Genomic DNA, 22,067 nt, shown 5'->3' with positions numbered 1-22,067 from the left:
GAAATGGGAAGGTCCTCAGATATATAGTATTCAACAAAAAAATCTATTTTTCCCAGCTGGATTTGTTGGTATTACCACCCGAGTCCACCTGCAGCTCTATTTACACAAAACCCACAACAAAGCTATGGGTCGTATAAGACGTAATATCTGCTGTAATCTTTATTTAATGATCCGTCTGCACATCATCATACTCATCATATCGAAAATAATCGAAATCAGCGTGCTTGCGTTCCCCGCTTAAGTCTTGGACGCAAACACCGATAAAATTGCCTGTAAAACGAATATAATCAGCATATTCATCAGATAAATGGCTAACATCAAGCTGTGGGCCAATCACAATCCATTCCCCTGTCTGGCCCGCATACATGAACCTGGCCATTTCACGCTGAATACTCACCTTCAATCGGTATGTTCCATCCGCAATTGGAATATCTTGATCCAGTATTTCGTTATAGATTCCATTTTCTGATTGTACAATCCCAATACATGTACCTAATTTCTCGTGATGAGTCAGGCGTAAATAGACATAATCACGGGTATCGTAGAACAGAATCAATCCCGCCATTTGCTGATAATGCTCTGGACGGTATTCAATGGATGTTTCCGCTTCACAATACATCGATTGCTGTCTACGCGCGACAAGACTTTGGCGATGCGTTGAACTCATGGACTCCTGGCCACGAAGCCGCAAAAATCCTGGCCTTTCCGTTAAGGATAGCCAATCGGGACTTGCAGGGATGCGAAGGGTGTTCCATTGCAGCCCAAGCTGTGCTCTATCAAAGTGGTCGAGGCTCGGTTCAGCAGGGAATGGATGTGTTGGCAATTGAGGTGCTTGCACCACATATTGCGGCGAATTGGCTCCTCCGTCAACAGCGATCCAATCATCATCCGTCCAATGACAGCGCTGAATGGCCGTTTCTCTGCCGAGCATACATCGCTTATCAATCACAGGACGACCGACGAGGTGAACCATATACCACTCGCCGTTCTGCGTTTCCACTAGTGAAGCATGCCCCGCCTTTTGTAATTTCAATTCCGGCTTTCCCGCAGATGTCAAGATTGGATTCGCGGGATCAACTTCATAAGGACCATCGATATGCCGAGAACGCGCCATCGTGACAGCGTGTTCATATTGCGTTCCACCTTCAGCTGTCAGCAAGTAATAGTATCCATTTCGTTTATATAAATGAGGCCCTTCGGTTAATCTCAGCTGTGTGCCTAGAAAAATATTTTTCTTAGGACCAATAAGTTTCTTCTTTTCCTTCGAGTATTCCTGAAGAATAGTGCCAGCGAAAGAGTTTGTCCCTCTCCTATGATCCCAGATCATATTCACCAACCATTGGCGACCATCCTCATCATGAAATAAGGAAGGATCGAAACCGCTGCTGTTCAAATAAATGGGCTCAGACCAAGGCCCCATTATATCGTCCGCCGTCACCATATAATTATGAGTATCCTTGAAGGCTCCCGTGCGACTTTTTACATCTGTATAAATAAGATAGAAAACGCCTTCATGATAGCTTAAGCATGGTGCCCACGCGCCACCGGAATTGATGTTGCCTTCCATATTCAATTGTGAAGAACGTGTCAATATCGAAGTGAGCGGACGCCAATTCACCAAATCCTTGGAATGGTGAACACGTACTCCCGGGAACCATTCAAATGTCGAAGTTGCAATATAATAGTCTTCTCCTACACGCAAGATAGATGGATCAGGATGAAATCCTCGCAGTATGGGATTGTTAATCATGTTCCCCAACTCTCCTTTAAATCTTGTTTAACTGTTCATTATTTCCTGGCCTTCTGCCGTGTTCATACCCGCTTCCAGCAGTTTGACGATTCTGTCTACGTCATAGACGCATCCCCGCCATGTGCCGCCGCTCGCTGCTTGCAGTGCAGCCCATAACCGAGTGTCGTCAGGAAGATCAGGGTCTTTCGCGAGATCGGGATGAGGTTTTCTAGAAGCCAATACATTCGTTCCCACTTCCGAATCCTCCGGCACCTCACCGCTGCCTACCATTTCGACATGTCCCTCTAATTGACGGAGGTCGATACGGATGTCAATCCAATCGCCATTGCGAAGCTGGCCAACGGGTCCGCCAGCAAGGGCCTCGGGTCCAATATGACCTATACAAGCGCCAGTTGAGACGCCCGAGAAGCGTGCGTCTGTAAGCAGTGATACTTCTTTGCCGAAGGGCAGATGCTTAAGCGCTGAAGTCAGCTGATAAGTCTCTTCCATCCCCGTACCCGATGGGCCGCGCCCAATGAGTACCATAATATCCCCGGCAACGATGCCTTTGTTTTTTATCGCATGGATTGCCGCACGTTCCGTCGTGAACACTTTCGCCCTGCCGACGTGGCGATAGACCCCATCACTGTCAACCATTGAAGGATCAATTGCAGTCGATTTAATAACAGAGCCCTCGGGACAAATGTTTCCTGTCGGGAAAGTCACAGTCGAGGTCAGCCCTGCTTGTTTGGCGCGTTCCGGGTTGAAGATAACGCGGTCTGGATCAATCCCCTCGTTCTCCAGCAAATGCCGGCGCATGCGGTGGCGGCGTTCTGACGATTCCCACCAATCCAGCGTCTCCCCAATCGTATTGCCTGTTACCGTAAGCGACTTCTCATCCAAAACGCCAAGTTTGCGCATATGCAGCATAACCTCAGGTACACCGCCAGCAAGGAAAGCTCTCACTGTCGGGTGATGTTCTGGTCCATTAGGAAGAACGCTGACTAATCGTGGGACGCTGCGGTTGACTTCTGCCCAATCAGCGACAGTTGGCAGGGAGAGCCCCGCCGCATGTGCGATTGCAGGAATATGGAGCAGCAAATTCGTTGATCCGCCGAAGGCTGCATGAACGGCCATCGCATTTCGAATGGCATGATCCGTTACAATTTGGCCTGTCGTCAGTCCGCTCTCCGCCATTTTGAGAGCAGCTCTCGCAGATTGCCTTGCCATTTCCTCCCACACCGGCTGTCCTGACGGTGCCAGTGCAGCATGAGGAACGGTCATACCAAGAGCCTCCGCTATCACCTGTGCCGTTCCCGCTGTTCCTAAGAACTGACAGCCTCCACCAGGTGTCGCGCACGCGCGGCAACCGAGATCAGCCGCTTCCTCAAGCGAGAGTTCACCATTCGTATATCTCGCGCCAATCGTTTGAATCTTGCCTGCATCCTCGCCTTGGGTCGGTGGAAGCGTAACGCCGCCTGGAACAATTACGCCAGGAAGTTTACCCATCCCTGCCAGAGCCAACATCATGGATGGTAATCCTTTGTCACAAGTGCCTACCCCCAATACGGCCGAGCGTTGCGGCAAGGAACGGATAAGACGTCTTAATACCATGGCCGCATCATTGCGAAACGGCAGTGAATCGAACATCCCCGTCGTCCCTTGTGAACGGCCATCACAAGGATCGCTCACGAAACCCGCGAAGGGCACGCCACCAAGACCTGTGATTTCCTCCGCTGCGGCTTTCATCATGATTCCAACTTCCCAATGCCCCGTATGATAACCAAGAGCGATCGGGCGGCCGTCCTCCTCTCGAATGCCGCCTTGAGTGCCAAGAATGAGTATTTGCTTTCCCAAAAGCTTCTTCGGGTCCCATCCCATGCCAACATTCTGTGTTAATCCGAATAAATCACCGCTTGGTGAATTACGAAGCATATCCGGGGTAAGCGGCAAGGAGCCGCTTGGTCCTGGAGCATGTGTATAGATGTCAAAATAAGAATCGATATCCTTGCCCATTATCGTTTCGAAGCCTTCATTCATTTCACACCATCCATCCCTTGTGTTGTCGTTATGGCTTAATGAATACGGTTTTGATTGAAGTATAAAATTCAATAGCGGCTTGGCCTTGCTCCCTTGAATGCGAACTGGACTGTTTCATACCCCCGAACGGTGCTTGAAGCTCAACACCGGCTGTCTCTGCATTAATACGGACGAGACCTGCTTCCATATCTTGAACGAACTGCAAAGCGTTTCCGATATTACGGGTATAAATTGATGCGCTAAGGCCATAGTCCGTATCGTTGGCAATCTCTATCGCTTCTTGAATATCATTCGCTTCGATTAGTGTAAGCACAGGCCCGAATATTTCTTCTTGAGCAATCGACATTTTTGAAGTCACTTTATCAAAAATCGCTGGCGTGACATAGAAGCCATCTGATAATGCGCCCTCAGTTGGTCTTGTGCCGCCATACAGCAATACTGCCCCTTCTTCTACACCCTTACTAATGTAAGATAGAACGGTTTCCATTTGTTTTTCATTCGCACATGGGCCTAACCATGTCTGTCCATCCATTCCATCTCCAACCTTCAATTCAGTCACCTTCTCGAGCAGCTTCAACTTGAACTCCTCATAAACATCCTTCACTACGATAACTCGGCTTGTCGCAGTGCACTTCTGGCCAGTAGAACGAAGCCCCCCGCTAATTGTCGCTTCAACCGCAAAATCAATGTCTGCATCTGCCGCAATTAGGATCGGATTTTTTCCGCCCATCTCCAGCTGATACTTAGCCCCGCGTGCCAACGCTGCTTGCCCTACCGCTTGCCCTACCGCATTGGAGCCCGTGAAGGTGATTCCGTTAATATCAGCATGTTCCGCAATACCTTGACCAATGACGCTGCCACTGCCTACGATCATATTCAGAACACCAGCTGGTAAGCCTGCATCATGGAAGCATTGCATAACTTTCGCTGCTGTAACCGCTGTTTCCGTTGCTGGCTTCCATACGACCGAGTTCCCATATATTAATGCAGGTGCGATTTTCCAAATAGGAATAGCAACTGGGAAATTCCAAGGGGAGATCACCCCTACCGTTCCGAGCGGTGACCTTGYAGTATACAAGAAAGCATCTGGATCGGAAGACGGTATAACATCACCTATTTTACGCATGCCTTCTCCTGCATAATAACGCAGAATGGCCACTCCACGTGCCGTCTCGCCCTTCGCCTCGGGTAATGTCTTCCCCATTTCCCTCGTCATCGCTTCACCGATTTCATTCACTCTACTTTCCATGATATCAGCTGCTTTGAACAGTAAATTCCCCCGCTGTGATCCCGTTAGCTTACGCCAAGCAAGCTTGGCCGCCTTTGCAGCTGCAACAGCATCCTCTAAATCCCGTTTAGTCGAATCCGGGATCATACCTACGACTTCGTTTTTATTTGCTGGACTAATACTTTTCTGCGTTCTGCCGCTCTCAGAGCTTCTCCACTCGCCATTAATGTAGTTGTTATATATAGCGTAATTTATATTTACCATTTTAATCTTCCTCTCTTATTTAAATTGCTATTTAGGTCAAAACAGCAGTATTTACTAGTGTTCCAAGGCTAGTGATTTCAATTTCAATGACATCTTCAGGTGCAAGTGTGAACTGATTCGGAGGAACGATACATGTACCCGTGAGGAGAATCGTACCATCGTACACAATATTATCCCTGAGCAAAAAGGAAACGAGTTCCTCCAGCTTGCGTTTAAGCTGTCCCGTGCTTGCTGATTCATCGACTACTTTTTTTCCATCTCTATAAATCCGCAAAGTGATCTGCAACTGGTAGGGATCTTGAATCGTTTCGGCTAATCTTATGACCGGTCCAATTGAGCATGATTGTTTCCAAACCTTGGCTTGCGGAAGATATAACGGATTCTCTCCTTCAATATCGCGGCAGCTCATATCGTTGCCAATAATGTATCCAACAATATGGCCTCGCTTATTTAAAACCAAACCAAGCTCCGGTTCCGGAACCTGCCAATTCGAGTCGCTTCTCAAGCAAACATTATCAAAATGGCCAACCGTCCGAGCTGCTGTGGATTTCATGAACAACTCTGGCCTTTCTGCATCATACACCTTGTCATAGTAGGTGGATGCATTCAGCTTGCCGCCAGTCGCCTCATAATTTCTAGCTTCCTTGCTGCGCGCATAGGTTACACCGGCTGCCCATACTTCAGGGGCAGCTACTGGCATAAGTAATTCAAGACTAGCAAACTCCCTATCCAGCGGCCGATTTGAACGGATCACATCATTCACGTCTTCAAGTGGTGTTTTTCCTGCCTTCTCGATTCGTTCAATGAATGATATAAAGTCCGAATCCGCCAATTTGAATACCTTATCCTCGTCAGTTACTGCTGCCAAACATTGCTCTACGCCATCACGATATCGAATAATTCTCATTTTAACCTCTCCTTGTTTTATAATATAAAACGACGTTCTTAAAATATAATATAGATCGACTTGCTTTCATCGCATGTCGATCTAGCATTAACTCAATAGTTATTGCTCAGGAAGCTCATCTTAGAACTGATAACCTAGTTGCCGAGAAATTTCACTCGTTTCCTGCCGAATCAGGTCAATTAAATGTGCCAGTTCTTGATCATCAACGTGTGCTACCATGGTGGATATGCTCATCGCCGCTATCACTTGTCCGTTATGATTGTATATCGGAGCAGCGGCACACCGGACCCCCGGCTCATTCTCCTCATTATCAATAGCATAACCTTGCTTCCTGACTTGCTCCAACTCTTTCAAAAAAGCTTCGGGGTTGTCGATCGTCTTATCCGTAAGCTTAACAAACGTATGTCCTTCCGCAATCTGCACCTGTTCTTTGATAGACCGGAAAGCCGCCAATACCTTACCCACGGCGCTGCTATGCAATGGTATTCTGCGACCGATACGTGAATAACGAATTGCAGCCTTATGCCCCTCTACTTTATCAATGTATATCCCTTCTTTTCCATCATCCATAATGACCAAATGTGTCGTTTGACCAGTGGCGGCAGACAAAGCCCTAAGATGCGGTCTAGCGATTTCCCGAATATCAAAATGATTGAGAAGCAATTGCCCCTTCTCTACAAACCTCATCCCGAGGCGGTATTTCCCAGTCTGCTCATCCTGTGTAATGTAATCATGAATTTGAAGCGTTTTCAACAATGAATGAACTGTACTTTTGTGCAAATCCATTTCTGAGCTTATTTCAGACAGTTTGTACTCCATATGATGCTCATCGAATAGGTCGATAATTTTCAGTGCTCTATCCAATGCTTGAATGATGGGCATATTCCTTCACTCGCTCCCCTCCTAGAAGCGGTTTTATATTATAAAACCGTGTTCTAAAATATTGTTGGGTAAATAATAGCAAACTCTAATTGCAATGTCCACCCTCTGTTATCATACAGCGGACCATCTTTTGAAAGCTAAAAACGCGTCACAGCTCAACGAATCTATTTTTGTTTCGATAACAAAAACAAAAATGACGCTCAGGAAAATATTTCTTGGCGTCATCTTTATGTTCTTTGAATTTAAACTCATTTCCATCACGGTCTGATATCTTCCCACCCGCTTCTTGAATAATAATCAAGCCAGCGGCGACACCCCAAGGATAAAGCCCATCATGCCAAAATCCAGTCAATCTACCCGATGCCACTAAACATAAATCTAGGCTAGCAGAGCCAATAACACGCACATCTCTAGCTTTATTAAAGCAGCTCCACTATGACGATAACGATAAACCTGTTTTTTACTCCCTTGATTATTTGAAAAACAGTGTCTTTAAGCTATTTATTAAACGCGAATAAACAAACCTTCGAACAGTCGAGAATCTGAACTCTCGTATTCCCCCTGTGTTCCCTTGACTGAAATAGGGTATCTATCTTAGTCAAGGGCGTTATTCGAACGGGTAAGGAACTTAACTATTTAACGAACCGCTGCTCGGCAGAATGTCCGCACTCACGACTCGTTCCCGGCTGGAATATGTTTTCCCTGCTTCCCGCAGTACCAGTAATCCAAGGAATAAGGACACGCCGCCTATAATGATCAGCAGTGCTCCGAGCTCCTGACTGTAGGCTGTTAGCGCTCCATCCCGAAACGCCATCCCGCGTATGAGGCGGTTAAGCCAGTTCATCGGCAATACCCATGCAAAAATTTGAAATGGCTCTGGAAAAGCAAGCGGGGTCAGTTGAATTCCAGTTGCAAGAAATGAAGGATACAATACGAAGCTGGTTCGCAAATTGACTTTAGACAAATCTTTGGCAGAATAGCCGATCAACAGCCCCATAAGTGACAATGCAAAGGCATAAACAAGCAATGGGATAATAAAAAGATAAGGCTCCGCTTCAAACCGCATTCCCCCCACCTGCTTCAGTAATCCATAACATAAGAGCAGCGAGAGGGCGGTCATGACCGCGTAAGGTACACTGCGAATCCAAAGCTGCAAGGGCGACTTTCCGTTTGCAAAGAGCTTCCCTTCCTGACGCAAACGAGGCGCAATAGAGCCCGCTGCGCTTGTTGTAATCATGAGAACCACAATGTTTACAAAACCAAGCACCATAAAGCCGACATAACTTGTGGTTGGATTAAACAGCATCCGCTGCTGAAGAGACAACGGAGAAACAACGCCTCTAGCGGTTTCGGCGTCCATCCCTTTTTGAACCAGATGGGACATAGAAAGGGTCATAGTTTCCGTTACGATGACTTCCTGAATCGCTGTCCGAATGCCGGTTAACCCTGAGGGCATCGTGTTATCCATTAAAATGCCGATATTCGTTGATATCCCTTGCTGCTGAAGCTGCTCCAACTGCTTAGGTAGCATGATGACCGCTACAGCCTGCTCATTTGCAAGCAATATTTCCGGGCTCAGGCGGCTCGCGTACACATTTGTAACGTTCATGTAGGGGGAAGCATTTATTTTCGAGATCAGCTGCCGCGAATACGAGCTGTGATCCTCATCAATGACTACAACGGGCGATTCGCTAATTTGGTTATGCGAGAACATTAAACCAAAAAATAGGGCCGCAACTAGTGGGCCAATAAAGATTAAACGCAAATACTTACTGCCCGATACGTACTTCCACTCGTCAATCAGCGATTTCATCAAGTCTCACCTCCGCCGTCATCCCCGGAAGCAAATCAGCATTTGAATCCATAGCAATTCGGACAAGAAACATACTTAAATCTGCTTGCCCCTTTTCACGTGACATGCGCAAGTTTGCAAATTGTGGGGCCGCTGAAATCGAAGTCACAACACCAGTCACCTGTGCAGGATCATCCAAGTATGGAAAATGAATACCAATGCTTTGATCAACCTGAAGCTTTTGGATTTCACTTTCCTGTATGTAGAGATCTGTATAATAGCTATTTTTCTGCAAAACCGCCATCGGCGCGCCTTGCTTTACTTGATCCCCCGGCTTAACCGCAATTCTGCTGATCAACCCGTCATCTAGTGCAAGCACATCTTCTTCTCCTTCCTCAGCTGATTTAACCTTGAACAACACATCACCGCGTTTTACCCAGTCACCCGAAACTACACCTACCTCTATAATCGAACCTGGATTCTTCTGATAAAATAGGGTCGTTTGCTCCGCCTCAAGCACACCTTGTTTCCTCATCTCAGCCTGACTGACTGCATCCTTTCCTTTAACAACAAGAAGTGAACCTCCAACGATCAGCGCAACCGCAATCCCAATATAAAAACCTGCTTTTATTTTCATTCCTCAATCTCTCCCATTCTCTATTTGCAGTTAAATCTGCTGCTCTTTTTTTATCTTCATCATTTTTAAGACCGCGTTTTCGGCAGCTTCCATAATTACTTCTCCCAATGTCGGATGGGGGTGAATGGTCAAAGCCAAATCCTCCACGGTTGCTCCCATCTCGATAGCAAGGCCAAGCTCTGATACGAGTGTTGAAGCCTCCACGCCAACGATTTGTGCACCGATCACGATTCCTGAGGATGGGTCCGCCAAAATTTTCACAAACCCTTCAGTCTCCCTCAATGCCAAAGCTCTTCCGTTGATCGCAAAAGAAGCTTTGCCAATAACAATCGGGATGGATTTAGCTTTTGCTTCCGTTTCATTTAAACCAACGCTGGCCAGCTCTGGGTGAGAAAAAACGACGAGCGGAATGGCTTTATAATTAACCTCATAGGCATAACCAGCAATGGCTTCTGCCGCAATTTTCGCTTCGTAAGAAGCCTTGTGGGCGAGTGCCGGACCAGCCGTAATATCTCCAATGGCAAAAATATTTGGAATAACCGTTCTGCACTGTTCGTCTGTCTCAATCAGTCCCCTGCCCGTCACGGGCAAGCCTATGTTCGCAAGCCCTAAATGACCATCTGTATTTGGTTTTCTGCCGATAGTGACTAACACATACTCCGCTGTAACCTCATGTTGCTCCATATTTTTTAAATACTGCAGTGTAATTGAATCAGCATGCTGAACCACTTTCTGTGCTGTCGCCCCAGTAATCATTTGAATTCCATCGGCTTTCAACTGCCGAACCACAGGGAGCGCGAGGTCTGCCTCGAAGCCCGGCAGTACTTGTTCTCCTCCTTCTAGAATCGATACCTTTGTTCCAAATTTGGCATACATTTGGCCTAGTTCGATTCCGATATAACCGCCGCCAATAACGACCAAACTGGTCGGAACTTCAGGGAGCGATAGCGCTTCTGTGGAAGATAAAATACGTCCTCCAACCGGAAATGCTTGCAGCTCAATTGGACGAGATCCCGTTGCCAATATGGCGTTTCTAAAAGAAATGGTTTGCTCCCGGCCGCTTTGCTGAATAATAGCTGTATGTTCATCAACCAAACTGGCCTCTCCCTCCAAAATGCTCACACCTGCAGTCTTTAATAAATAGCTAACTCCTCCTGCCTGCTTTTTCACAATTCCCTGCTTGAAATGCTGCGCAATTTCAAATGCTGCTGCCGAATCCGCATGATTGAACTGCCTAAGCAAATCATAGCGATGCGATTCTGCAATTAATGCTTTGGATGGAATACAGCCAACATGCGTGCAGACCCCGCCGAGCTGACTGCGTTCCACAATCGCCGTCTTCATTCCAAGCTGTGAAGAACGAAGCGCCGCCACATAACCTCCCGGACCTGATCCAATGACCAACGTTTCTACGGATTCAAGCTTACTCATTTTCTGATCCCTCCTGATGAAACCATTTAAAATATGATGACCGTAATATATTATAACCATCATATTTTAAAATCGTCAACAACCGTATTAAGCCCTTCCGCTAGCTAACCGTTGCTGTATTCACTCAATTGACACCCTATATTATGACGACTATAATATTTTGAAGATAGAATTATGAAGCTGTGGAGTGATTACAATACCGTATCCCAAAGGTCATAAGATGAAAGTGCGGAATAAGATCGTTGAAAGTGCGGCCCAAGCTTTTCGCACGAAGGGTATACTCGATGTAAGTGTTCCGTTCATTATGAAGGGGGCAGGACTTACGCATGGAGGGTTTTATTCACACTTTGACAACAAAGAACAGCTGGTCGCCGAAGCCTGCCGGTATGCTATCAGCGATACCATAGCCATTTTGCAGAATGCTGCTGATCAGGAGAAGCAGAATCCCAAAATCAATAGTGTTATCGATTATTATTTAAGTCCGTATCACCGCGACAAAACAGAGATGGGCTGCATTCTTCCTGCTCTTTCTGGCGAAATTCCCCGTTCTTCCGAAGAGGTCCGGCAGGTATTTACCCACGAACTGGAGCGGATGATTACTTTCATCTCGAATCTAGCGGGAATTGACACAACCAAGGGCAGCGCACTGATCAGTACAATGGTCGGCACTCTTGTTCTTGCACGGTCTGTTCACGATCCAGAACTGAGCGGCACTCTTCTTTCGGCAGGCAAGCAGTATGCCAAAGAGCTGGTTAGGGCCTAATATTGTCCGTGGTATGTCTAATAAATAAAAAAAAGGCGTCACAGAAATAAATCTCTGTAACGCCATTTTTTCAATATTCACATGATTTCTTAAGCAAATCATGTTATCTTTGGGACATTCTCTTCTGTGTGATTGGTGGAGCCTAGTAATTAGAATAATGTTCTTTCTCTGATCTAACCCATTCAATCAAACCATTCCTTGCGGGATAGGTTTCTTCATAATCAGATTTATCCTTCAGAAGCTGGAGTCCCTTTAACGTTAATTTTGCTGGTTTTAGCGAATAGGCGTCGCCCACTCTCAATACTCTTTCTAGGTACCCTTGTTTCTCAAGAAAACGGATCATATTATCGAATTCATAGTCTAATAGGCCATAGTCCTTCCCATTAGGCATAAAATCTTTTCTATGAATTTCCCTAAGGATACTGTATCCGCCTCTCATTCTCACCTCTCCAATCTTATGAGTAATTATTGTATTCTCCCACATATAAATGCCTATCCCATACAACTAAGTAACCAGCTCTAATTCTTTTGCACGCGCAATGGCCTGACTGCGCCGTTTCACGCCTAGTTTTCCGTATAGATGGAATACATAACTTTTCACGGTGCTTTCCTTTAATCCAAAACGATAGGCGATTTCCTTATTCGACAATCCATCGGTTAAAGCATACAAAATCTCTGCTTCACGGTTTGTCAGCAGTTCAACTAACGGCTGCGGCTGTGCAGCATTGGCAGCGATATCTAGAGGACTGTACTCCGAATCGCTACTAGACGCAGACGCACTGCTTTGAATTAGGAATTCCTCTGACGATTTCAAATAAACCATCCGTGCAATCATAAGATCCAGCACTTCGAGCCTCTCCTTCGTAAATACATCGGAGATCAGATTATTCTCCAAATAAAGGACAGATTGCGATGATGTTCCTGGAAAGGAAACCGGCATACAAAGAACAGACTGAGACTTACTGCGAGTGATATAGGGATCAGCTGCGTATGAGCTGCGTGAAGCATTTGCAAGCACAACCGAATCACCTGTCTTAACCACATAACGGACAATAGCCTCCGCGTACGAAACCTCTCCATCACTCTCATTCCTAGTGCCAGCCTGATCTGCAATGGTGAAAACCTCTTCATGGCTCTCCAGCACATATCCCTTTTCCGCACCGGAATACCGAAGTGCCGACTCCAGGAATTGACTCATTACATTAGAGTCATCTGCCTTTCTTGACCAATCTGTAATTTGCCGTATAAACGCCTTTTCATCAACGAACATTGGTGTGGTTTCACGGATAGTGCTTACTTGTCCAATTTCCTCAGTGGCAGCCACGCTTTCTGTTTGTAGTTCCGCCATAGCTAATTTCAGCTTGGAATTTGACTCCATCAGTCTTTTTGCTTTAGCAGTTGCCCCCCATCTTGAATAAGCAGCGCAGGCATCTGCAATCAGAACATCCGCTCCGGTAATACTCCCAGCTTCCCTATAGAAGATTGAAGCACGCTCACAAGAAATAGCCTCCATTAGCCCATTTCCTTCTCTTCGAGCTTCTCGGGTCGCTCCCTCAAATCCTTTGGCTGCATTCACTCGGTCACCATCAATACGGTGGAGCTCAGCTGTTATGAGCAAATATGCTGAAGATTCATTCCCGTAATATCCCGTCCATTGCCTCATGCTGCGCAATTGCTTGTTAAGCTTTGCGCGAATGCCCTTTTGCGCATCCACCGCTGCCTCCGCATACATGGCAGCAAGCGTCAGGGAATGGTAAATATGCTGTTTGCGCACTTGCATCCGGGTTTGACGATACGTGTTGAATTTGCCCTTCTCTACCCATTCCAGGGCATCTTGATAGCGTCCGAACAAATAAGCAATTTCTATCTGACTGGTACAAGTATAATAAACCTCATTATTCAGCTTCTCCTCGAATCGATCCTTCAGCACCGGCACTACGACTTCATCGTATTCACTCGCTCCATCCTGCATTTGTGCCACATACCACCTCGCAATGCGAAAGATATTAACTGTGACTTCATCCAAGAGCTGCTGTGAAATTTCTTCATAATTCGAAATCCGTGCAGTAAGTGTATGCAAATCACCGGTATGAGTGGTCGTAGAGGTTAGCATAGCGATACTTACATAGGACAGATTAATCGATTCCATCCCATAGTAAATCGATTGCTCAAAATGCTTGACGCTTGCTTCAGGATTCTGCTGCAGCCCAACAAGCCCCTTAATATAGTGCAGTCTGCTTCGCAAATCCGAGCTTTCAAAGGAGGCTGATAGCTTAAATGCCAAATCTATATATTGGGGTCCCGTATGATAGAAAGAAATTTTAAAAATAATCATGCCATAGCCAGCAAGCATAAACGCGAACGCTTCGTTGCTTCCATGCTTTAGAGCATAGCGAATGAACCTCGAGAAAAGTACAGCAGACAGTTCAAGGCTTAATGTAAATACAGAAGATGATATCGCCATGACCAAGTCCGACAAGGCTTTATACTCAGGATTACGATTAATCGGTAAATTCATAATCTCATGCCGCATACTAAATAATGCACTTTGCGTCATGATCAATTCCTTTACGATGACAGCTTTAGAGGGCTTACTGGAAAAAATCCAGCCAAATTCCGCCAGCGCCTGCTTTCCAATATGGACAGCAAGCTCGTCATTCTTCAAGTACGAATACATGGCTATGCGTTTCAGGTAAATCTGAGAGCGCTCCACCAAGTCCGTAGTACAGGACATCAATTGTTCGAGCAGAGCTTCTGCCTTGTCTATGCGACGGCACATAAATTCACATTCAGGCAGCTCCAGCATCAGACGATAGGCTAGTGAGCTCGTACTCCTCCAATCATCCCCCGCATGCTGCAAGCCTTTTTCAAAAAAGTTCAGAGCAGCCGCAAATGCTGTTGCTGCCTTCGATTTCAAACCTGCCTGATAGTTATATTCAGCTAGCTCCATCTTTTCTGCTTCATTTACCAGCTTATCGCTGCCCATATTCAAGTGATACACCATATCATAAATGGAGTGTTCACGCTCTTCTAATGAATGGTCGCGTAACACACGGCCGATGGTCAGATGCAAGCTCGCTTTTTCCGCTTCGGCAATAGTCATATAAGCTGCCTGCTGCACACGGTCATGCATAAATGTATAATAACCTTCATCCGCTGCTGCATCATCCATTTCAATTTCTCTACTTAATAAACCCTCTTCCTCTACTAAATGTAAAAGCTGAAGTGTATGAAGCGGAGAGCGGCCGCTTACTAAAGCGATCGTAGTGGAATGAAAACGATGACCAATCGCTGCACCTATGGCAAGCAGCTCAACCATATCCGCTGAAAGCATACGAATACGGGTCCCGATTAAATAAAGAATGTCAGGATGTTCCGGTATCTGTGTAACTGCCGCAGCATCCCAATTCCAAATCCCAGCTTCCTCATCATAATAAAACTTATTCTCACGATACAGGCTGTCTAGAAGACGATGTACGAATAGTGGATTACCGCCTGTTCGATGAAATAGCACCTCTGCAAGTATTCGTACACGAGCCGAATTTTCGTTAAGAACATGCGAAAGAACTTGCCTTACATCCAAATAGGTCAGCGATTCGAGGGCGATATGCTGTACGGGTATGGATGAGCTTGCATGCTGCAAGTTAAGTGTGTTCTCCATCCATACGGCTGCTTCACCTTGATTTGCTCCGTTGTCCGAGCAGCCAGAAGCCGTTTCTACTCTTAACGTTCCTATTACTAGTAAGTTTAATCGATTGGGAGCATGGGCAAGCGAACGAAGGACATCCAACGTAGCTGGGTCTGCCCATTGTAGATCGTCTAGAAAAATAAGGAGAGGATGTTCCTTTTCAGCAAATATATTCATAAAAAGAGGAATCAAGCGATGAAACCGAATAGCCGCTTCGGCAGGAGGCAGCGGCTCCACAGACGGAAGTTCGCCAAAAAGCTTAGCTGCTTCTGGCAGCAGCTGTACGATAACAGCTGCTCCTTGACCTAATGCCTCTTCCAACTGTAACTTCAGCTTTGCCATTCGTTCAGGGGACTGGCTGTATATTTGCCGAATCAAGCTCCGCAGAGCCTGCAAGAGCGGCGAGAGAGGAACGTCACGATTCATCAGATCACATTTTCCTCCAATGAACAGACTGCCTTCTTTTCTAGCCAGCACCTGAAACTCTCGAATAAGCGCGGTTTTTCCACTGCCTGCACTTCCGCTAACGAATACGAACGAAGACACGCCGGCTTGCGCCTGTTGCAAAGCCTCGCGGAGCGCCTTTCCCTCCATTTCACGGCCAAAAAGAGTTTTTGGCAGCTGAAACCGACTAGCCTCATCGACACGAGCGATTTCGAAAGGGATGATCTCTCCTTTTTTCTCCATAGAAGAAGCACAGCTTTTCAAATCAAACAGCAATCCAAAAGCACTCTGATAGCGGTCTTCTGGCCTCTTCGACAACAGCTTCATAATTATATTTTCGAGAGAATCCTCCAGCTCCAAACGTACCTCACGCAAAGGCATTGGCACAATCGCAAGATGGGCATGCAGCCATTCTTCCCTATTCTGAGCTTGAAAGGGCAGACGACCTGCGAGCATGTGATAAAATATCATGCCGATTGCATACAAATCGCTTCGTTCGTCAGCTTTACGATTGATTCTGCCTGTTTGTTCAGGAGATAGGTAGGCGTAATCTGTTATTCTTTCGTCTGTGAGCACAACACTATTTATTTCCGATTGAATGAGTATCCCTGCTGGATTCAAATGACCGATCAGTAGGTTTTGCTTATGAGCCTTATGTACGGATTCAGTCAGCGCGATCGCTATATGTAAAAAGGAAGATGTATCCATTTTATTTCCGTTCAGCAAATCCTTTAACTTAACATTATTTGCAAGCAACATGTTATCCAGTCCTCCATCTAATCCGTGCAATGCTACTTTTCCAAAACGTTAAAGGCTATTCCACAGTTTATCACTGTTCAGTCAAGTAATGAATAAGAATTACATATAGGTCTGGTTGCCAATAAAAGAGCCTCAGAGACTAGTCTCTGAGGCTCAATGATAAAGTGTTTTTCTCGATTACATTAGGCTCACTATAATAACATTCACGGAATTGGCGGCTAAATTTATTATGGCAGCGTTATTCTCGATTTGTATTTCAGCTTCCATTGGGGTTATTTTCTCATCGTTCTTTTTGTTCACATTCGGAACATGAATAAGTGAAGCATCACCCGTTAATATGACCCATTTACCCGTAGTAGCTGCATTTATCCCTTTAAAATCAAGCTTCACTGCTTTCTCCACACCGTCTGCATTAACCAGCTTCACATACATATGCTTGTCATCTTTGGTAACGGAATGATAGATATCCCTGTTATAGGCTTCCAGTTTATAATCCAGAACCTTGCTTGCTGCTACGCCATCCGTATAAGAACAGATCAAATGCTGGCCATCAGCTCCTCCATAATTCACTGTAATCATATATTCAGTATGGTCGGCGAGCTCTTCATAGCAGCTAGCTCTCAAGTTACCTGCGGCTGTGCTCGAGGAGTAATCCTCTAACGTATAGCCCTCAATTCCTTGCTTATACACCTTTACGCCAGTGGCGCTGCCATTATAGCCGATCGCATATTCTATGACATCCTTATTGTCGGTTGAAATATCGGTCAAGCCTGCGCCCACATAAAAACCGTCTGTACCGGATATTCGTTCTGCTGCAACCTCAACTTTGTAATTGGTCCATGCTTCATTAAGGATATACAATCCATTCAAGCCGCTGCTCTGCGCTTTTAATACCAAGCCTTTGGCCGAATCAAGCGTATAACCTGCTGAGCCCGGAATGACTTGCCAAGCCGCATTTAATGCCTTCGTAAAATCCTGTTCAAAAAGTACGCTGCCATCCACATTGGACGTTACTTTCACACGCTTCACAACAATATCAGCATTTCCAGCAGCCACTTCAATGCCACCGCGAGGGATGAGCRCAGACCGCTCACCGTTCCGATAAGTCGTAAACGACGTATCTGCTACTTTAGTACCGATGTATTTTCCGAATAGCTGCTGCACGTAATAGTTCGGTGTATACCATACCGTTTCATCATCAAACCAAATACAATCCGGGGTCCATCGATATGTACCATCTGTCAGAACCTTATTAAACAACGGTGCAGTTGCTGCTAATCGAACGACATCCGAGTTATTCTCAAAGCTGGTCATAATCGCTGCTTCTGCAATTGCCCCAGCCAATGTGTTTTTATCCGTTGAAGCATATTCGCCGACAAATACTTTGGAGGTCTCGGCTTCATTCAGGCTGCCATCATCATTGTAAGCTCTGTGATAGTAATTATATCGGTCCGCATTAGCTAACAAATACTCATTCGAACGATAGTAGTGCTCATCCGCAATCGTATCCATGTAATTCTTTTGCTTCTCATACCACGTAACGGTTTCCTCAATGCGCGACAGCCCGTCCGTAAAGCTTATCGTCTCCGAGCCTGCCAAGCTGCCACTTAAAAACTTCCAGCCCTGCTGATAAGCATCATCATCCGCTTGCGCGCCCACGGTTGAAATAATATGCAGCTCATATCCAGCGTAATGCTGCTCCATATAATCATCAATAGCTGCTTTAAAATATTCAAAGTTCGCAAAAAATTCTGTACCCCAGTTTTCATTGCCCACGCCTAAGTAACGCAAATCAAACGCCGCTTCGTGGCCCATTTTTTTACGCAAAGCAGCCCATTCGTTATTCTCAAAATCTGTACTAATCGCAAAATCAATTAAGTCTGTAAAGTTTTTGACGTAGTAGTCCCTAAGCTTGCCGCCAGCGGGATTCGCGTAATCCGAACGAGCCTGGCAAAGCACGCCGCAGGCCATCACTGGGAGCGGAGCGGCATTCAGATCTTCAGCCAACTGGAAATATTCCATATAGCCAAGGCCCATCGTCATCATATAGCCCCATACGTTAAAGTTTTCTTTCCGCAGCTCCACATCCCCTACAGATTCCTTCCAATCGTATACGTTTTCCCAAATGTGAGAGCCCTCTGAAATACATCCGCCTGGAAAACGAAGAAAAGTAGGATGCAAATCAACTAGTGCGTTTACTAAGTCTTTTCGCAGTCTATAGTTTGAATTTCCTTTAAAGTTTGCATGAGCCGTCGAGGATCGCTGTTCCTCGCCCGCGCCCCAAACATCCTCCGGCAACAGTGAGACCATATCGATCGAGATTTCGCCGTTAAAGGTTAAAGCCAATTGACCAAGCACCGTTGTTAAGCCCGTCAATACAAGAGGGCTGTCCACACCGTACTTTTTCCATATGCCTCCGCCTTCTATTTGAACAACCACTGTGTCGCTGATAGAGACACCCTCTTTATCCAGCAGCTGCAAGGTGATCGTGCCTGCCGCTTCAGCTCTTGCCCAGATCGTAAAGTTGTATTTGGCAGCTTGTCTAATCGCCATTGCACAGTTTTGATTGGAATCCGCAAAACCTCGATTGGTTATCGTCGCTCCGCTCGCTACCGTTACATAATGAGCATTCACATCTTTGTCTGTTATTCCGAAAAAGTCATTTAAACCGCCCGTATTTTTCACCGTCATTTGCTTTGTATCGCCCGACCATGCATGCAGAGGCGTGTAGTTTCTTCCTGTTGAAGCACCATGCTCGCCGCACACATGAGAGTAGCTGTCGAACGCAAATGACTCGAAGGAGCGGTTCTGTACGAGCTCCGCGTATATACCGCCATCAGCTGCATTGTTAATATCCTCATAAAATAAGCCGTATAAAACGGGACTGACATCCAATATCTCTTTGCTTCCATCAATAGTCAACGTATACGGTGGTACACCTTGAGGAAGTACAGATACGGTGAAGCTTTTTACAGCGGAGCTTGCTCTTTTACTTACGATGGCTGTCATCGTTACGCCCTTTGCCGACTGCATTTCCTTGTTGACGATTCCCTCATTAGAAATCGTGCCGATATCACTCGATGCCCATGATACGCTCACTTTGCCGCCCATTAGAGAAGAAGGCAGCGCAATATCTTTTGTAATAATGAAGGTTGGGAACGTTAAGTACTTGTCTTTGGCAAGTTCAACAATCTCTTCATCCGTCAACGATTCGCACATCACTTCAATTACTTCATCTTGTGTTAGTCCCGCTTTGTATACACGGAAATCCGAAAGCGAACCGCAAAAATCCACATCTGCATCGTACTGGGACATTCCAATATAGTTGTTGCAGTAATTCTCTTGGTCAGCGAAAGAAGCAAACCATGCACGCAATTTAGCATAGGTACCGCTTGATGTCTGACTGATCGTTCCATCTGCAGCCACCTCGCCATTCACATATACAATCGGTCCTGCACTGCTGGATGTACCGGACTTCGTGCCTGCTACAGACATAGAAATATGCATCCATTCTCCCGCCGCAAAAGTCTTTCCAGGATCTGCGATCAAGTCTTCCCCTGCAAAACAAGCTGCACGCAAATTGCGTGTTAAGAACATATAAGGGCCTGTCTGCCCCTTGCCGAAATCAAAAATTCTTTCCCATACGCTTGAGCCTTTTCCCGCATATACCCAAGTTGAAATGGTAATACCGGTCAAATCACTAACATCCTTCAGGAGATCCACAGGCAGCTTCACATAGGATGTGCCGTTGCGTCCCCCTGAAAGCATGACTGCAGTCTTGCCTCCTACGGTTTGAATGGAAGCACCTGATGCCGACCCGTCATTTCTATTCCCTGAGCTGTCCTTGCCGATATGTTCAGCAAGATCAAACTTGTATTGCGCGATTAAACTATCATTAATAAATTCATTACCGTCATTACGTTTCATGTAAGATCACCCGTCATCTTTATTTTAGAATCAAAAATAACCTAACTATCATATGAATTCATACGAGAAAAGACAGTAAATACACAAATCTATTTCATTTCACAAGAGTATAATAACATAAACGTTATTTAATTAATATAATTACTAATTAATATTTTAATGATTATATCTGTTAAACCTGATGGCTGTAAACCAAAGCACAAAAAGCCTCTTTCAGCGTTAGGAAGAGGCTCTTTCTTCTGTAATCCGATGCAAAAATAAAAGTATTGGCTGAAACTGGGACTAACCTTATAATAACGAATAGAGGTTTCCTCATAGCCTCTTAACACAAGCTAGTATCTTATAAAAATAAGGGGATTTTAATGGCACAATTAGCAAAAAGACCATATTTACCTGCGCTAGACATTTTTAGAGCATTCGGTATTTTAGCGGTCATCATGATTCACGCAACATCAGCGGTCGTAGCTAACTACGATCACAAGGCTACGCTATATCCTCTTTATGTCTTTCTAAACACATTTACCAAATTCGCAGTGCCTGTCTTCATCTTTCTAAGCGGCTTCGTCCTTTTTTACAACTACTACAATAAACCCTTCACAGCAACAGCAATTGGGCAGTTTTACAAAAAACGAATATCTAAAGTATTGATTCCTTTTATATTATTTTCGTTCCTCTATTTCGCCTTTACGAGACTGGCAGCTTACGGATTTAGTGACCTGCAGACCTTTATTGGTTACTTTACAACGACTAAATTTCTCAAAATGCTTATCTTTGGAAAAAGCTATGTCCATCTTTATTTTGTCGTTATTATTATTCAATTTTATGCAATATCACCACTAATGCTGTACGCCGTTAATCGGTTTCGAAAATCCAGCCGGCATATCGTCTGGATCGGTTTGCTGGTGCAATGGTTATTTATTTTTATCATCGTCCGGGAATATCATGTGGTTAGCCCCGGCAGCTATGCGTTTACGTATATGCTTTATTTTACGGCAGGTGCATTTATCGGTATTTATTATGAGAAATTCGCTGAATGGATTAATCTCACAAGAAAAAATGCTACGCCGGCAAAAATTGCAGCATCGCTTGTGCTGTGGGCACTATTCTTATCGTCAAATATGACTATGGTCTACTTTTATTACGAGAAACGGTTAACTGGGCTATCTGTTATAAACACAAGTCTATTAGAACTGATAGATGAGGTGCGTTGCGTTACGGCTGCTATTGTGCTGCTTCAAGTTTCCTTCTGGATTTATACATCATGGAACAAGATGGTCGTCAAAGCTCTTATACATATCGGTGCCACATCCTTTGGCATATATTTGGTACATCCCTTAATTCTGTATCTATACCGCCAGACGAATGCCAGCGGCTCTCCGATTCTGTTCCATGTTTGGGTGGCCGGCGGCTTCCTGCTCGCACTCGTTATTCCTTGGGCTATCATGGCACTCAGCGCACCATTCAAATGGCACTGGCTGCTGTTTGGTCCGCTTCCAACTAAGAAGAAACAGCCTGCTTCTCCAATACAGCCAAGTATTCAAGGATAATAAAAAAAAGAGCCGTTCGATCGCTTCCA

Annotated in this window: 14 protein-coding genes; 2 read left to right on the top strand and 12 right to left on the bottom strand. The window is 45.4% G+C overall.

All coding sequences use genetic code 11. From position 1 onward, the window contains the following. Positions 1-163: 163 nt before the first annotated feature. The 9 genes from AC1DPK_RS11320 to lpdA all read right to left on the bottom strand — a co-directional run bounded on the left by AC1DPK_RS11320 (position 164) and on the right by lpdA (position 10,910). Positions 164-1,750, bottom strand: a complete 1,587-nt coding sequence (locus AC1DPK_RS11320; protein ID WP_477510367.1) for a glycoside hydrolase family 43 protein — start codon at positions 1,748-1,750, stop codon at positions 164-166. A 27-nt stretch (positions 1,751-1,777) separates the two neighbouring features. Next, complete coding sequence (locus tag AC1DPK_RS11315; RefSeq protein WP_477510366.1) at positions 1,778-3,769, bottom strand: YjhG/YagF family D-xylonate dehydratase; 1,992 nt, start codon at positions 3,767-3,769, stop codon at positions 1,778-1,780. Between the two features lie 28 nt (positions 3,770-3,797). After that, complete coding sequence (gucD, locus tag AC1DPK_RS11310; protein WP_477510365.1) at positions 3,798-5,261, bottom strand: alpha-ketoglutaric semialdehyde dehydrogenase GucD; 1,464 nt, start codon at positions 5,259-5,261, stop codon at positions 3,798-3,800. 31 nt (positions 5,262-5,292) lie between these two features. Beyond that, positions 5,293-6,168 (bottom strand): fumarylacetoacetate hydrolase family protein, encoded by an 876-nt coding sequence (locus tag AC1DPK_RS11305; protein WP_477510364.1) that lies wholly within the window; start codon positions 6,166-6,168, stop codon positions 5,293-5,295. Positions 6,169-6,288: 120 nt separating this feature from the next. Further along, on the bottom strand, positions 6,289-7,050 hold the full coding sequence (locus AC1DPK_RS11300; protein WP_477510363.1) for an IclR family transcriptional regulator: 762 nt from the start codon (positions 7,048-7,050) through the stop codon (positions 6,289-6,291). A 148-nt stretch (positions 7,051-7,198) separates the two neighbouring features. Beyond that, the gene (locus tag AC1DPK_RS11295) at positions 7,199-7,417 is read right to left on the bottom strand and encodes an inositol monophosphatase family protein (RefSeq protein WP_477510419.1); all 219 of its coding nucleotides are present in this window, start codon (positions 7,415-7,417) and stop codon (positions 7,199-7,201) included. Positions 7,418-7,678: 261 nt separating this feature from the next. Continuing rightward, the gene (locus tag AC1DPK_RS11290; protein WP_441880642.1) at positions 7,679-8,863 is read right to left on the bottom strand and encodes an ABC transporter permease; all 1,185 of its coding nucleotides are present in this window, start codon (positions 8,861-8,863) and stop codon (positions 7,679-7,681) included. Continuing rightward, on the bottom strand, positions 8,847-9,479 hold the full coding sequence (locus AC1DPK_RS11285; protein WP_477510362.1) for a biotin/lipoyl-containing protein: 633 nt from the start codon (positions 9,477-9,479) through the stop codon (positions 8,847-8,849). The genes AC1DPK_RS11290 and AC1DPK_RS11285 overlap by 17 nt, the downstream gene beginning before the upstream one ends. 30 nt (positions 9,480-9,509) lie before the next feature. After that, positions 9,510-10,910, bottom strand: coding sequence for a dihydrolipoyl dehydrogenase (gene lpdA, locus AC1DPK_RS11280; RefSeq protein WP_477510361.1), 1,401 nt, complete (start codon positions 10,908-10,910; stop codon positions 9,510-9,512). 196 nt (positions 10,911-11,106) lie between these two features. On the opposite strand from lpdA, the gene AC1DPK_RS11275 reads away from it, so the two are divergent. After that, positions 11,107-11,673, top strand: coding sequence for a TetR/AcrR family transcriptional regulator (locus tag AC1DPK_RS11275; RefSeq protein WP_477510418.1), 567 nt, complete (start codon positions 11,107-11,109; stop codon positions 11,671-11,673). A 142-nt stretch (positions 11,674-11,815) separates the two neighbouring features. On the opposite strand, the gene AC1DPK_RS11270 is transcribed toward AC1DPK_RS11275, so the two are convergent. From AC1DPK_RS11270 to AC1DPK_RS11260, 3 genes are all read right to left on the bottom strand, one after another. Continuing rightward, positions 11,816-12,157, bottom strand: coding sequence for a hypothetical protein (locus AC1DPK_RS11270; protein WP_441880648.1), 342 nt, complete (start codon positions 12,155-12,157; stop codon positions 11,816-11,818). A gap of 21 nt (positions 12,158-12,178) precedes the next feature. Beyond that, positions 12,179-16,564 (bottom strand): helix-turn-helix transcriptional regulator, encoded by a 4,386-nt coding sequence (locus AC1DPK_RS11265; protein ID WP_477510360.1) that lies wholly within the window; start codon positions 16,562-16,564, stop codon positions 12,179-12,181. Between the two features lie 177 nt (positions 16,565-16,741). Further along, positions 16,742-20,491, bottom strand: coding sequence for an alpha-L-arabinofuranosidase C-terminal domain-containing protein (locus tag AC1DPK_RS11260; protein ID WP_477510359.1), 3,750 nt, complete (start codon positions 20,489-20,491; stop codon positions 16,742-16,744). Positions 20,492-20,853: 362 nt separating this feature from the next. Between AC1DPK_RS11260 and AC1DPK_RS11255 the strand changes: the two genes are divergently transcribed. After that, positions 20,854-22,038 (top strand): acyltransferase, encoded by a 1,185-nt coding sequence (locus AC1DPK_RS11255; protein ID WP_477510358.1) that lies wholly within the window; start codon positions 20,854-20,856, stop codon positions 22,036-22,038. The last annotated feature ends 29 nt before the right edge of the window (positions 22,039-22,067 follow it).

The organism is Paenibacillus sp. 01T424 (assembly GCF_056398745.1).
Note: the sequence above shows the minus strand (reverse complement) of the source record. Positions and strands in the feature narration are given on the sequence as shown.